This is a genomic window from Sulfitobacter sp. R86518 (genome assembly GCF_042466275.1).
GTDB classification, from domain to species: domain Bacteria; phylum Pseudomonadota; class Alphaproteobacteria; order Rhodobacterales; family Rhodobacteraceae; genus Sulfitobacter; species Sulfitobacter pontiacus.
Window position 1 is genome coordinate 1779170 of sequence record NZ_JAXHCA010000005.1, and the last position, 13617, is coordinate 1792786.

The 13617-nt window shown below is 60.7% G+C and carries 13 protein-coding genes and 1 pseudogene; 12 read left to right on the forward strand and 2 right to left on the reverse strand.

All coding sequences use genetic code 11. The annotated features are described in order from the left end of the window. Positions 1-50: 50 nt before the first annotated feature. A complete protein-coding gene (locus SJY36_RS09610) occupies positions 51-731 on the forward strand; it encodes an orotate phosphoribosyltransferase (RefSeq protein ID WP_005853893.1) in 681 nt (226 codons plus the stop codon). A gap of 157 nt (positions 732-888) precedes the next feature. Next, positions 889-2391: a replicative DNA helicase gene (locus SJY36_RS09615; protein WP_005853895.1), complete on the forward strand. Its 1503-nt coding sequence runs from the start codon at positions 889-891 to the stop codon at positions 2389-2391. 45 nt (positions 2392-2436) lie between these two features. On the opposite strand, the gene SJY36_RS09620 is transcribed toward SJY36_RS09615, so the two are convergent. Together SJY36_RS09620 and SJY36_RS09625 are read right to left on the reverse strand one after the other, a co-directional pair. Further along, the gene (locus SJY36_RS09620; RefSeq protein WP_037944440.1) at positions 2437-3162 is read right to left on the reverse strand and encodes a sterol desaturase family protein; all 726 of its coding nucleotides are present in this window, start codon (positions 3160-3162) and stop codon (positions 2437-2439) included. 12 nt (positions 3163-3174) lie between these two features. Then, entirely contained in the window at positions 3175-4491 is a 1317-nt protein-coding gene (locus tag SJY36_RS09625; RefSeq protein ID WP_386176485.1) for an alpha/beta hydrolase family protein, read from the reverse strand. A gap of 237 nt (positions 4492-4728) precedes the next feature. Here SJY36_RS09625 and alr point away from each other — a divergent pair, with 237 nt between their 5' ends. The 10 genes and pseudogenes from alr to SJY36_RS09675 all read left to right on the forward strand — a co-directional run bounded on the left by alr (position 4729) and on the right by SJY36_RS09675 (position 13565). Further along, entirely contained in the window at positions 4729-5763 is a 1035-nt protein-coding gene (gene alr, locus SJY36_RS09630; protein ID WP_278374630.1) for an alanine racemase, read from the forward strand. Further along, a complete protein-coding gene (locus SJY36_RS09635) occupies positions 5753-6226 on the forward strand; it encodes a paraquat-inducible protein A (protein ID WP_386176487.1) in 474 nt (157 codons plus the stop codon). Before alr ends, SJY36_RS09635 begins: the two co-directional genes overlap by 11 nt. 165 nt (positions 6227-6391) lie before the next feature. Continuing rightward, the gene (locus SJY36_RS09640) at positions 6392-7159 is read left to right on the forward strand and encodes a DNA repair protein (RefSeq protein WP_386174615.1); all 768 of its coding nucleotides are present in this window, start codon (positions 6392-6394) and stop codon (positions 7157-7159) included. 60 nt (positions 7160-7219) lie between these two features. Continuing rightward, on the forward strand, positions 7220-8587 hold the full coding sequence (gene radA / locus SJY36_RS09645; protein ID WP_386174618.1) for a DNA repair protein RadA: 1368 nt from the start codon (positions 7220-7222) through the stop codon (positions 8585-8587). A 28-nt stretch (positions 8588-8615) separates the two neighbouring features. Beyond that, the gene (locus tag SJY36_RS09650; RefSeq protein WP_005853908.1) at positions 8616-9170 is read left to right on the forward strand and encodes a CvpA family protein; all 555 of its coding nucleotides are present in this window, start codon (positions 8616-8618) and stop codon (positions 9168-9170) included. Between the two features lie 186 nt (positions 9171-9356). Beyond that, positions 9357-10842: pseudogene (purF, locus tag SJY36_RS09655) on the forward strand (amidophosphoribosyltransferase). 219 nt (positions 10843-11061) lie between these two features. Continuing rightward, positions 11062-11328: a hypothetical protein gene (locus SJY36_RS09660; RefSeq protein ID WP_005853915.1), complete on the forward strand. Its 267-nt coding sequence runs from the start codon at positions 11062-11064 to the stop codon at positions 11326-11328. A 72-nt stretch (positions 11329-11400) separates the two neighbouring features. Further along, positions 11401-12051: an SDR family oxidoreductase gene (locus tag SJY36_RS09665; protein WP_009824837.1), complete on the forward strand. Its 651-nt coding sequence runs from the start codon at positions 11401-11403 to the stop codon at positions 12049-12051. Between the two features lie 72 nt (positions 12052-12123). Continuing rightward, positions 12124-12909 (forward strand): 5'/3'-nucleotidase SurE, encoded by a 786-nt coding sequence (gene surE / locus SJY36_RS09670; protein WP_037944447.1) that lies wholly within the window; start codon positions 12124-12126, stop codon positions 12907-12909. Then, a complete protein-coding gene (locus SJY36_RS09675) occupies positions 12906-13565 on the forward strand; it encodes a protein-L-isoaspartate(D-aspartate) O-methyltransferase (RefSeq protein ID WP_005853921.1) in 660 nt (219 codons plus the stop codon). Before surE ends, SJY36_RS09675 begins: the two co-directional genes overlap by 4 nt. The last annotated feature ends 52 nt before the right edge of the window (positions 13566-13617 follow it).

The following is a 13617-nucleotide window of genomic DNA, read 5'->3' on the forward strand; positions in this document are numbered from 1 at the left end:
GACCGGCCACCACCGCCCTCAACGCCAAGGCCCCAAAAGGAACGCATGACATGATCCCCACCAGCTACCCCGACTCTACCGAAATGGCGCGCTTGACCGCGCGGATGTTGCTGGAGATCAAGGCCGTTCATTTCAACGCGGCAGAGCCCTTTACCCTCGCCTCTGGTCTGCCAAGCCCGACCTATATCGATTGCCGCAAGCTGATCAGCTATCCGCGCATCCGCGCCACCTTGATGGACTTCCTGACCGTCACAGTGATGCGCGAAGCGGGGTTCGAGGCGTTTGACAATATCGCGGGCGGTGAAACCGCGGGCATCCCCTTTGCCGCGATGGTGGCCGAGCGCATGGCGCTGCCCATGACCTATGTGCGCAAGAAGCCCAAAGGCTATGGCCGCAACGCCCGCATCGAAGGTGAAATGACCGAAGGCCAACGGGTTTTGCTGGTCGAGGATCTAACCACCGATGGCGGCTCAAAGATCAGCTTTGTCGACGCGATTCGCGATACTGGTGCAACCTGCGCGCATACGGCAGTGATCTTTTACTACGGTATTTTTCCGCAGACAGAAAAGACCTTGGGCGATCACGGGGTTACGTTGCACAGCCTGTGCACCTGGTGGGATGTGCTGGCCGAGGCCAAAGCGCAGAACGCGTTTGACACAGAAACCCTGACCGAAGTCGAAGCCTTCCTGAACGCACCCGAAGCGTGGCAGGATGCGCGGAAAAAAACCTAAGCAATCCACATGATATTGTGTCGCGTGGTGTAAAATCACGCGACATATGCTACGCTAGCGCAGAGATCAGGTTATCCACAGCTTATAAAGATTGCGGGATGACGGGCGGCTCGGGTAGATAAGCCTCGGGTCATTAATCAGTGGGGCAACACGTAGCATGAACGAGATTTCAAGCATCGACGGTAACCAGCTAACGGTTCAAGCGGCCGAGACAATGCCGCATTCCATCGAAGCGGAACAGCAGTTGTTGGGCGCGATCCTGACCAACAACGATATCTACGACCGCGTGGCGTCTGTCATCGGTCCCAAGCATTTCTACGACCCCGTTCACGCCCGTATTTTCGAGATCGCCGCCGCGCGGATCGCCAAGAACAACCTTGCCTCCCCCGTCACGCTCAAGGCGTTTATGGAGGATGACGAAGGGTTGAAAGAACTTGGCGGCCCCGCCTATCTGGTGCGCCTAGCCGGTGCCGCGATCAGCGCCTTTGCCGTGCGTGACTATGCGCAGATGATCTATGATCTGGCGGTGCGCCGCGACCTGATCCAGTTGGGCCGTGACATCGCGGCCAAAGCCGCACAGGTCGATGTCGCGTCAGAGCCGCGCGAACAGATCGTCGAGGCCGAACAGAAACTCTATAAGCTCGCCGAGCAGGGTCAGACCGAAAGCGGTTTCCAGAGTTTTCTGAAAGCCGTGACCGATGCGGTCAACGTGGCCAATGCGGCCTACCAGCGCGACGGTGGCCTATCCGGTGTCTCTACCGGTCTGATTGATATGGATAAAAAGCTGGGCGGCTTGCACCCCTCTGACCTTTTGATCCTTGCCGGTCGTCCGTCGATGGGGAAAACCTCGCTTGCGACGAACATCGCCTTCAACGTCGCCAAAGCCTACCGCCGTGGCACCTTGCATGACGGCACCGAAGGCGCGGTAGATGGTGGCGTTGTCGGGTTCTACAGCCTCGAGATGAGCGCGGAGCAGTTGGCTGCGCGTATCCTGTCCGAAGCGGCCGAAATCCCGTCCCACCAGATCCGGTCCGGTGATATGACAGAGACCGAATTCCGCCGTTTCGTCGATGCCGCCAAAGCGCTGGAAGCCTGCCCGCTTTATATCGACGACACACCCGCCCTGCCGATCAGCCAGCTGGCCGCCCGTGCGCGGCGGCTCAAGCGGACCCACGGGCTGGACGTGTTGATTATCGACTATCTCCAGCTGGTGCGCGGGACGGGCAAAGGCGAAAACCGGGTGAATGAAATCTCGGAAATCACCATGGGCCTCAAGGCCATCGCGAAAGAGCTCAACATCCCCGTGATCGCCCTGTCGCAGCTGTCGCGTCAGGTGGAAAACCGCGAAGATAAACGCCCGCAGCTGTCGGATTTGCGTGAATCCGGGTCGATCGAACAGGATGCCGACGTCGTGATGTTCGTGTTCCGCGAGGAGTACTATAAGGAACGCGAAAAGCCCGGCGATCACGAGCTGGATAAAATGGCGATCTGGCAAGAAGAGATGGAGCGTTTGCACGGTCGCGCCGAAGTGGTCATCGGCAAACAGCGTCACGGCCCGATTGGTACTGTCGATCTCAGCTTTGAAGGGCGCTACACCCGCTTTGGTAACCTTGTGAAACCGTGGCAGAGTGAGAATGGCGGCGGCGATCAGGAGTTCTGATCGCCACACCCCGTTAATTTGATGAATACACGCCCTGTGCGGAGGTCAGACAACCGCCGCGCGGGCGATCTCTGCCTCTGACAGGTTGTATTTCGCGGCAAAGCGCTCCCGCGCTGCGATCAGCCTTGGGTCATTGGGTCGCATCCCCAAAGTACGAATAAATTCAATCCGTTGCTGGTGCTTTAGCGCCTCGCGGTCAATCGCCGTCCCCATCGCGCGGTCAATCACGGCCCCGCCGGGGCTGACGTGGAACCACTTGCTGAAATCGCGGAAGTGATGCTGGTTGTGCAGCGTGGTCACATAACGCTCTACCCGCGTTTTTGGCACGTTCACATGGGCGGTCATGTGGAACCATTCATAGACCAGAAAGGTCAGCACCCCGCCCACTGGCACGATGGCCACGGCGATCCAGCCCGCCTGCGGCACACCAAACAGGGCAAGAACACCCCACAGCAGCCCTCCGTTCACCAGTAGCATCGGCAAAGCGACCCAGATCGGCACGAAAAACAGTTTGGTGTTGGTCGGGAAATCATGATGACCGTAGTGCGCCATATACAGCAGGTTGAATGCCCATTGCGCCCGCGGGGGCGACAGGTGGAACACATAGCGGTGCAGGTTGTATTCATTCAGCATTTGCGCGGCGACCCCCAAGGGGATCAGCGCCCAGACCCATAGCGGCGCGAACAGCGCCAATCCCACCAGCCCCGCCCCACAGGCGACCGCCATCACCACGACGGCCGCATGCGAGAACATGATACGCAAGCGCATCATCAGCGGTGCTCCTTACTCGGGCGACAGGGTTTCATAGCGCAACCCTTTGGCGGTGTCCTTGTCGAACCCCTTCCAATAGCTGTGATCTTCCTTCGGGGTGCCATCCTCGTTCATCGACCAGACCCCGTCATTGGAGTTTTCGACCAGATCAAGATAGGCCCCCATCTCGGCATCGCCCTTGAGATGCTGTGCCATCCAGACGGTGGCGAAATGCTGCGCGATGTTGTTCATGCGCACCGTGTCCCAGACCGGATCGGTATAGTGGCCCGACACGTTGAACCCCAGATCAGCGTCATCGCGAAAGGATTCCGCAGGCGCAGGCATCGGGGCCGCCGCATTGTGGCCGCCGTTTTCAAAGGTCAGCAAGGCGCGGTCGACGCTGCTGGCGTTTTCCCAAATGGCGCGCACGCCTTTTTCGTAAAGCGATACCATATCCTCGGACCCGGCCATGAAGAGCATGGGGATCTGCACGCCCTTCAAGCCTTCGGCATCCCAGAAGCCCGTGTTCATGCCCCAGGGGCCGATCGCGATGGCGGTTTTGATCCTTGGGTCGGGCAGGTTGTTATGCGTCTCGGACCCCGCCTGATGGATGCCCAACGTGCCATGCGGCCCGCCCCAGCCATAGCCGACCGACGCTTCGGTCACGCCACCACCTGCGGTGATCACCGCGCCGTAGCCGCCCATGGAATAGCCGATCAAACCGGTGTTATCCGCATCCACCAACCCATTGAGAAAAGAGCTTTCGTCTTGCGACAGACGCGCCATTTCATCCAGCACGAAAAGCTGGTCCAGCGACCGGTTCACCAGCGTAGAGCCAAAGGCCGCCTGCGTGCGATAGGTGGAATCGAGGTGATCGATGGACGCCACGACATAGCCCTTTGACGCGATATTCTCGGCCAGATGGGACATCAGGAAGCGGTTGCCGGGATACCCGTGGGAGACGATGACCAGCGGATAGGCCGCGTCGGGCTGTGCGGGGTCCGCGTCGCGCATGGCTTTGCCTTGCAAGGTGACCTCGGTCTTGCCATCGCGGATGAACGCCTTGATCGCGGTGTCGCCGGTGGCCCCGTCTGCGGCGGGGTACCAGACCTCTACGGTCAGCGAGCGATCATAGCGCGGCAGGGTTTCAGGTTTGTCCGCTGCGGGATCGATGGACAGAATATTGATCTGGTCCTTATGCACCAGATCAAGCTGGCGCACGCCGATCGCTTCGTCGCCATAGGCCGCCATATCAGGGGCTGTGGGCATCTGGGTATCGATCCGGTTCTCGGCCAGCGCCATAGGCGCGGCCATCGCCGTGACCACCGCCAGCACGGGCCCCGTTGTCATTGTTGAAACTCGCATTGAACTCTCTCCCGTTTTATATCCGGCTACTGCGCGCAGCCTGTCTTTTGTCAGGAACCAAGCTATCGCGTTCGCGCCACCATGCAAGCATCATGCGAAGGTTTCGTTACGTTAGGGAAATGGGCCAAACATTCCGTCCCGCTCCCCGCAAGGCGAGGGATTATTGGCCGGTGGCCTTGCTCGTGGCTTGACCTTGGCGGGCATACGGTCAAAACAAATCCCATGACAACAGCCACCCTCTCTATCGACCTCAATGCGATTGCCGCCAATTGGCAGGCGCTGAACAAAATGACCGGCTGCGACACCGGTGCCGTGATCAAGGCGAATGCCTATGGTCTGGGCATTGACCGCGTGGCGCCAGTTCTCGCCGCCCAAGGCGCGCGCAAGTTCTTTGTCGCTGTCGCGGAAGAGGGAGTGGCCCTGCGTCGCGTGTTGGGGCCCGGCCCTGCGATCAACGTCTTTGCGGGGCATATGCCCGGTGACGCCGATATGATCCGGAGCGCGGCCCTGACGCCGATGATCAATTCGGTCGACCAGATGATCGCCCATGTCGAAGCCCTGCCCGGCCATCGTTTCGGGGTGCAGCTGAACAGCGGCATGAACCGCCTTGGCATGGACCCCGCGGAATGGGCCGCGCTGCGCGACATCGCCCTGGCGCAGAACCCGACCTTGATCATGTCGCATCTGGCCTGCGCGGATGAACCGAACCACCCGATGAATGCCCGCCAGCTCAAGACCTTCCGCGAGATGACGGATGGGTTGAATGTGCCACGATCCTTGGCCGCGACGGGGGGGATCATGCTTGGCCGTGACTACCACTTTGACCTGACCCGCCCGGGCATCGGGGTCTACGGCGGATTGCCCTTCGCCGATGCGATGCCGGTGGTGACGCTGGATGTGCCTGTCATTCAGGTGCGCGAAGTCGCCACGGGCCAGACCGTTGGCTATGGCTGCGCCTGGACGGCCCCCCGCCCGACATTGGTCGCCACCGTTGCTGCGGGTTATGCCGACGGGTTGATCCGCGCCTTGGGCAACGGGGCCACTTTCACCCACGAAGGGCGCAAACTGCCCGTTGTTGGCCGTGTCTCTATGGATCTGATCACCGTCGATGTGACCAGCCTGACAGAGGTGCCAGAGCATTTGCAGCTGATCGGGAACTATCAGTCTGTTGATACGGTCGCCGGGTTTGCGGGCACCATCGGCTACGAGGTGCTGACCGCGCTTGGCGCGCGCTATGACCGGGTCTATGTGGAGTGATGGGGCACGCCTCCGCGCAGACCGCTTTGATATGCTGCTGCGCATTGCAAACCTGTCTCTGCTGATCCTCTACCCTGTTGCATGGGCCGCGCCCTTATTGCGGGCGGGCGTGTTGCCGCTGTTCGGGCTCACCGAAATCTCTGTCCTGAGCGGGCTGAAATCCCTATGGGACACCGACCTGTTTCTGGCGCTGATCGTCGCGATTTTTGCGCTTGTCGCGCCCTATGTTAAGACCGTGGGCCTGACGCTGGTTCAGTTCCGCCTGATCGGCCCGCGTGCCCTGCCCGTCTTGCAGGCAATCGGCAAACTGGCGATGGCGGATGTGTTTCTGATCGCGCTTTATGTGACCCTATCAAAGGGCATCGGCATCGGGCGGATCGAGACGGCTTGGGGGCTATACCTGTTCACAGGCTGCATCCTCGCGTCGCTGTTTATCGGGCACCGCGCGCAGAAAATCGCCTAAGCAGGCTGGCGTTTTCACGCGACCAATCCACCCGTCTGGGTAGAATTGCTCGGAATTTCTCAAGTAAAATCGATTCATTTACGGAAATTTCAAGATTTTCTTCGCCTTTTGCCAACATCGGCATATTCTTGCTTACAACAGCAACTCAAGCACAAGGTGAGACAGATGAACGCGTTGACGGCACTTATTCAGTATCTTTTTCAAAGACTCGCATTCGCGGTTTTCGCTGTTGCCGCCGTGGCGATCACCGTCTGTACCGTTATGGCCGCGCTTGGCCAATGGGCATGGATCGAACTACCGCTCAACTATGACGGGCAACCCGTTGAGAATGCAGGGATGTATGCGCAGATCGGCCTGACCATTCTGGCCGTGGGCATCTGCTTTTTCATCCCCACCAACCGCCGGATCATGCAGCTTGAGACATCGCACCGCAAATTTGCGCTGAACATGGATGACATCACCCGCGCCTACGGGGCGGTGCATGCGGCGGATCGCGGTGACGTTTTTCACATGTCCTCCGAATTCAACTCGGTCCGCGAACGGCTGGCCTATCTGCGCGATCACCCTGATCTTAGCACGCTTGAACCCGCCCTTCTGGAAGTCGCCGCGCAGATGAGCCACATCTCGAAAGAGCTGGCGACCGTCTATGCCGACGAGAAAATCGAACGCGCGCGCAATTTCCTCAAGCAACGTCAGGAAGAAGTGAACCTGTTCAACAGCCGTCTGGATCAGGCCAAAGGCATCACCTCGGAAATGAAGCACTGGCTGCATGAGGTCGAGCTGGAAGAGAGCGTGGCCGCAGCACAGCTGGACCGCCTGCGCGCTGAAATGCGCGAGATCATGCCCGAACTGGGAATCGAACGTACCGTATCGGCGGATGAAATGGCCCGCGATTCACGCGTGGTAGAGCTGCCCCCCAAAGCAGCAGAGTAACCCCGCGTGGGCACCAAGGTTTTGCTTTGACGTTTCCTGTTTGTTCGGCCAGAAAGACGCATGGCTAAATCTCCCGTTACATTTTCGTGCACGGCTTGCGGTGCGACCTATAACAAATGGTCCGGGCGCTGTGATGCCTGCGGCGAATGGAATACGATCCAGCAGGACAAGGGCATTTCATCCGGCCCGCCCAGCAAATCGCTTGGCACCCGTCGCGGCGCGGCGATGGTGCTGACCGACCTCACCACCAAGGACACGCCCCCGCCCCGCAGCCAATCCGGCATTGCCGAGCTGGACCGCGTTTTGGGCGGCGGGCTGGTGCCGTCCTCTGCCATTCTGGTGGGCGGTGATCCAGGCATCGGGAAATCCACCCTTTTGCTGCAAGCAGCGGCCCATTTTGCCCGCAGCGGTTTGAAAACAATCTACGTCAGCGGAGAGGAAGCCTCGGCGCAGGTCCGTATGCGGGCGCAGCGCCTTGGGCTGTCCGACGCCTCGGTGCAACTGGCCGCCGAAACCAATCTGCGCGATATCCTGACCACGCTTGAAGAGGTGAAGCCCGATCTGGTCATCATCGATTCGATTCAGACCATGTGGGCCGATAACGTCAATTCCGCCCCCGGGTCCGTCAGTCAGGTCCGCGCCGCCGCGCACGAGCTGACAAGTTTTGCCAAACGGCGCGGTGTTTCCGTGATTCTTGTGGGGCATGTCACCAAGGACGGGCAGATCGCAGGGCCGCGCGTGGTCGAGCATATGGTCGATACCGTGCTGTATTTCGAGGGCGAGCGCGGCCACCAGTTCCGCATCTTGCGCGCGGTCAAGAACCGCTTTGGCCCCGCAGACGAGATCGGCGTGTTCGAGATGACCGGCGAAGGGCTGGCAAAGGTCACCAACCCCTCTGCGCTGTTTCTGTCCGAACGCGGCACACCCGCCGCGGGCTCAGTGGTTTTCGCAGGTATCGAAGGCACCCGCCCTGTTTTATGCGAGCTTCAGGCGCTTGTGGCCCCGTCGCCTCATTCGCAGGCGCGGCGTACGGTCGTGGGCTGGGACGGGGGACGGCTTGCGATGATCCTCGCCGTGCTAGAGGCCCGTTGCGGCATCCCCTTTGCGGGGCTTGATGTTTACCTCAACGTGGCAGGCGGCATGAAAATCTCGGAGCCTGCGGCGGATTTGGCGGTCGCGGCCGCGTTGCTCAGCGCGCGCGAAGACGTGGCTTTGCCCGCGGAAACCGTTGTTTTCGGCGAAATCAGCCTGTCCGGTGCGCTACGCCCCGCCAGTCAGACCGAAAACAGGTTGAAAGAAGCGCAAAAACTTGGTTTTACCAGCGCCATCGCGCCCGCGGGCGGAAAACCGGTGGGCAAGAACGGCATAACGCTTAACACCATGAGCGATCTCACCGGATTTGTAGGCGAAATATTCGGGGCTGGCTAACCGCCCCTTCAAGGAAGGCAAGACGACCATGGAAGGTTTTACCATCATTGACGGGGTTGTGGCGCTTGTCATCGTTCTGTCGGCTTTGCTGGCTTATGGCCGCGGGCTTGTACGCGAATTTATGGCCATCGTGGGCTGGATTGCCGCCGCGATCCTTGCGTTTCTTTTTGCGCCGCAGGTTGAACCGCTGGTGTCAGAGATCCCTGTTGTGGGCGAATTCCTTGCCGACAGTTGTGAACTATCGATCATCGGGGCGTTTGCCATCGTCTTTGCCATCGCGCTGATTGTGGTCTCGCTGTTCACCCCGTTGTTTTCGTCGCTGGTGCAGCGCTCTGTTCTGGGTGGTCTGGATCAGGGGCTCGGGTTTCTTTTCGGCGTGGCGCGCGGCATCCTCTTGGTTGCCATCGCGTTCTTTGTCTATGACACCGTGATCACCGGCCAGACCTTCACCATGGTGGACGAAAGCCGGTCGGCACAGGTCTTCGGGCGCTTTACCGGCCAGATCGAAGAGCAGAACCCAGAAGCCGCATTGGGCTGGATCACCACCCGCTACGAAGCGTTGGTTGGGGCCTGCGGTGCCTAATCGCCACTGAGGCTGCCAAAAGTTAAACATGCGCCCCCGTTTTCGGGGGCGTTTGCATTTCTGCCATATGTTGCATCGCAGCATATGCGGGGGCAAAATGTAACGGCGGGGTGACAAGGCCCGCCCAAAGTCCTACATAGCCCCTATCCCTTCATCGGATTCGGAGTTGCCCCGTTGTCCAAGATCATGCCCCCCGCACACCCGTTTAATTCCTCCTATCTGCGTGATGCAGATGACGGGGATAAACTCAAAGAAGAATGCGGGGTGTTCGGCGTGATCGGCGTTGCAGACGCCTCGAACTTTGTGGCCCTCGGCCTGCACGCGTTGCAGCACCGTGGTCAGGAAGCCGGCGGGATCGTCAGCTATGACCCCGCTGCCGGTTTCCAGTCCGCCCGCCGCTTCGGCTATGTGCGCGACAACTTTACCTCGCAAAAGGTGATGGAGACACTGCCCGGCGAACTGTCTATCGGGCATGTCCGTTATTCGACCTCTGGTCACAAAGGCCCGACAGCGATCCGCGATGTGCAGCCCTTCTTTGGTGAATTCGCCATGGGCGGTGCCGCGATTGCCCATAATGGCAATATCACCAACGCCAACGCCCTGCGCCGCGAGCTGATTGAACGCGGGTCGATCTTCCAGTCCTCGTCTGACAGCGAATGTATCATCCACCTGATGGCGCGGTCCCTGCAACGCAACATTCCCGAACGCATGGAAGACGCGCTGCGCCGTGTCGAAGGCGCGTTTTCGGTCGTGGCGATGACCCGCACCAAGCTGATCGGCGTGCGCGATCCTTTGGGCGTGCGCCCGCTGGTTCTGGGCAAGCTTGGCGACGGTTGGGCGCTCAGCTCCGAGACCTGCGCGCTGGACATCATCGGCGCCGAATTCGTCCGCGAGATCGAGCCCGGCGAGATGGTCGTAATCACCCCTTCGGGCGTCGAAAGCCATTTCCCCTTCCGCCGTGTCGCATCGCGTTTCTGTATCTTTGAACACGTCTATTTCAGCCGCCCCGACAGCATCCTTGGCGGTCGTTCGGTCTATGAAACCCGCGAAGCCATCGGGCGCGAGCTGGCAAAGGAATCGCCGGTGGAGGCGGATCTTGTCTGCCCCGTCCCCGACAGCGGCACGCCTGCGGCCATCGGTTTCAGCCTCGAATCGGGTATTCCCTATGCGATGGGGATTATCCGCAACCAGTACATGGGCCGGACCTTCATCGAACCGACCGAGCAGATCCGCAACATGGGCGTGCGGCTAAAGCTCAACGTGAACCGCGCGCTGATCAAGGGCAAGCGGGTCATTCTGGTCGACGATTCGGTTGTGCGTGGCACCACCAGCCGCAAGATCAAAGAGATGATCCTTGATGCCGGCGCGAAAGAGGTCCACTTCCGCATTGCTTCGCCCCCCACCGCGTGGCCCTGTTTCTACGGTGTGGACACGCCGCAACGTGAAAAGCTGCTGGCGGCCACCATGTCGGAAGAGGAAATGCGCGAGCATTTGCAAGTGGATAGCCTCAAGTTCATTTCGCTCGACGGGCTTTACCGCGCCGTGGGCGAGGCAGAAGGGCCGCAACAACAAGTGCCCTCAGTACTGCGATGCCTGCTTCTCGGGCGATTACCCCGTCACCCCTGCCGACCAGATCAACCAAGGGTTCGAGATGAAGCCAGCCGCCGAATAAAGCCGCCGCTTCGCGACAAGTTCCGCAAGGGCGGGCGCAGGGTTCAACCCCTCGCCCGCCCTTTTGCTATTTCGCACCCCCGTGCCGCTGGCAAAGCTTTGCCGACGTGCAAGCCAGTCTTTGCCAGCTTCCCCCGCGCCCTCTTTCGGCTGTCAGGCAGCTTTGTTAGCCCCTCGGTCTAACCATTCTTTGCCCCCCTAAGCGCAGCAAGAGGCACCCATGTCGACTGACGAAAAAGGCACTCCGACCCCGCAGAAAACACTTAATCTGGCAACGCAGCAGGCGTCCCTGCCCAAGCTCGCCCTGATTGGGACCTTCGGCAGCCTGACCGACCCCGGCGCGTTGATCCGCGATGGCCGCGGACGCATCCACCGCGTGACATTGAACGACAAGATCAGCGACGGCATCGTCGCCGCCATTGGCGACGACAGCGTGGTTCTGGCGCAGCGCGGGCGCACGGTGACGCTCAAACTTCCCAAAGGGTGAAACGCCCCGCGACATGACCACGGGTGCCGCGCCCCTCTTGACGGGGCGCGGTGGCTCAGGCAAAGCCACCCCATGACAAAAACAGCTCTTATCACTGGCGCGTCCCGCGGTCTTGGTGCCGCCCTGGCCGAAGCACTTTGCGACACGCATCACATCATTGCAGTCGCCAAAACCACCGGTGCCCTGGAAGAGCTGGACGACCGCATCCAGTCCCGCGGCGGCAGCGCGACATTGGCCCCGATGGACATCACCAATGCCGATGCGATGGCGACCCTGTGCCGTGGCATCTATGACCGCTGGGGCAGCCTTGATCTTTGGCTGCACACCGCTGTCCATGCCGCCCCCTTGGCCCCAACCGATCACATCGACGCCAAAGACATGGCCAAATCTGTCGCCTGTAACGTCACCGCCACCTCGACCCTGATCACCTATGTGGCACCGCTGCTGGGGCAATCGGGTCAGGCCGTATTCTTTGACGATCCGGTCGTGGCGACCAAGTTCTTTGGCAGCTACGGGGCCACCAAGGCCGCACAGATCGCGCTGGCCAAAAGCTGGCAGTCCGAAGCCGTGGCAATCGGCCCGCGCGTCCACATCATGACCCCCGCCCCCATGCCAACCGCGACACGCGCGCGTTTCCACCCCGGTGAAGATCGTGAGGCGCTGAACACGCCACAGTCGCAAGCCGCTGAAATTCTGGCGCAACTGGCTGTTTCCCAGCCTTAAAACATGATGCGGTGAAGGCTCCTGCCTTGCCGCGCCGCGCCCCGTCGCCTATCAAGGCGCAAAGGGGAATTTATGCGCATTCTGATCACCAACGACGACGGTATTCACGCTCCGGGTCTGAAGACCCTGCAGGGCATTGCCACCGACCTGGCCGGACCCGATGGCGAGGTCTGGACCGTGGCCCCCGCCTATGAACAATCCGGCGTCGGGCATTGCATCAGCTACACCAAGCCGATGATGGTCGAAAAGGTCAGCGACCGGCGCTTTTCGGTCGAGGGCAGCCCGGCCGATTGTGTGATGGCGGCACTGCATGACTGTATGCTGGATGCCCGCCCTGATCTGGTGCTGTCGGGTGTGAACCGCGGCAACAACGCGGCGGAAAACACGCTCTATTCCGGCACGATCGGTGGCGCGATGGAGGCGGCGCTGCAAGGCATCCCCGCCGTGGCCCTGTCGCAATATTACGGCCCTGCCAACCGTGATCTGGATGATCCGTTCGAGGCCGCCGCCGGCCACGGGGCCGATGTGATCCGCCGTATTCTGGATGCGACACCGGCGCATGGGGATGGCTACCGTCTGTTCTATAACGTGAATTTTCCGCCCGTCGCAGCGGCAGAGGTTCAGGGCATCCGTTTGGCCCCCCAGGGGATGCGCCGCGATACCAGCTTTTCCACGATCCCGCAGCTGTCGCCCTCGGGGCGGCGGTTCTTGTGGATCAAGGGCGCGGACCAGCAGATCCCGACGGACGACGGCACCGACGCGGCGCTGAACCTTGACGGCTATATCTCGGTCACGCCCATGCGCGCCGACCTCACCGCTCATGATACATTTGACGCGCTAAAAGCCATCAATACATGAACGACGAAGAAGACATCACAGACGCGACACGCAAGATGCAGTTTCTTTACGCACTCCGTTCTAAGGGCGTCACCGATGCGCGTGTCCTGAACGCAATGGAGCAGATCGACCGTGGTCCCTTCATCCGCGGCCTCTTTGCGTCCCGCGCCTACGAGGACATGCCCCTGCCGATCGCCTGCGGTCAGACCATCAGCCAGCCTTCGGTTGTGGCGCTGATGACGCAGGCGCTGGATGTGTCGTCGCGTGACAAAGTGCTCGAGGTGGGGACCGGATCAGGCTATCAGGCCGCGATCCTCAGCAAACTAGCGCGGCGCGTCTATACCATCGACCGCCACCGCAGACTGGTGGTAGAGGCCCGCCAGATCTTCGAGGATCTGGCCCTGTCCAACATCACGGCGATCATAGGCGACGGCAGCTTTGGCCTGCCCGAACAGGCCCCCTTTGACCGGATCATCGTGACCGCCGCCGCCGAAGACCCCCCCGGCCCGCTTCTGGCCCAGCTCAAGGTGGGCGGCATCATGGTCGTGCCCGTGGGCCAGTCGGACACGGTTCAACACCTCATACGTGTACGCAAAACCGAGACCGGGCTGGAATATGACGAGCTGCGCAAGGTCCGCTTTGTTCCCTTGCTTGAAGGGCTGGGAAAAGACGGCTAAATGCAGTATAGCAAGGGGAACTCCGCCCGAACGGGGACCCAAGGCGCTGACG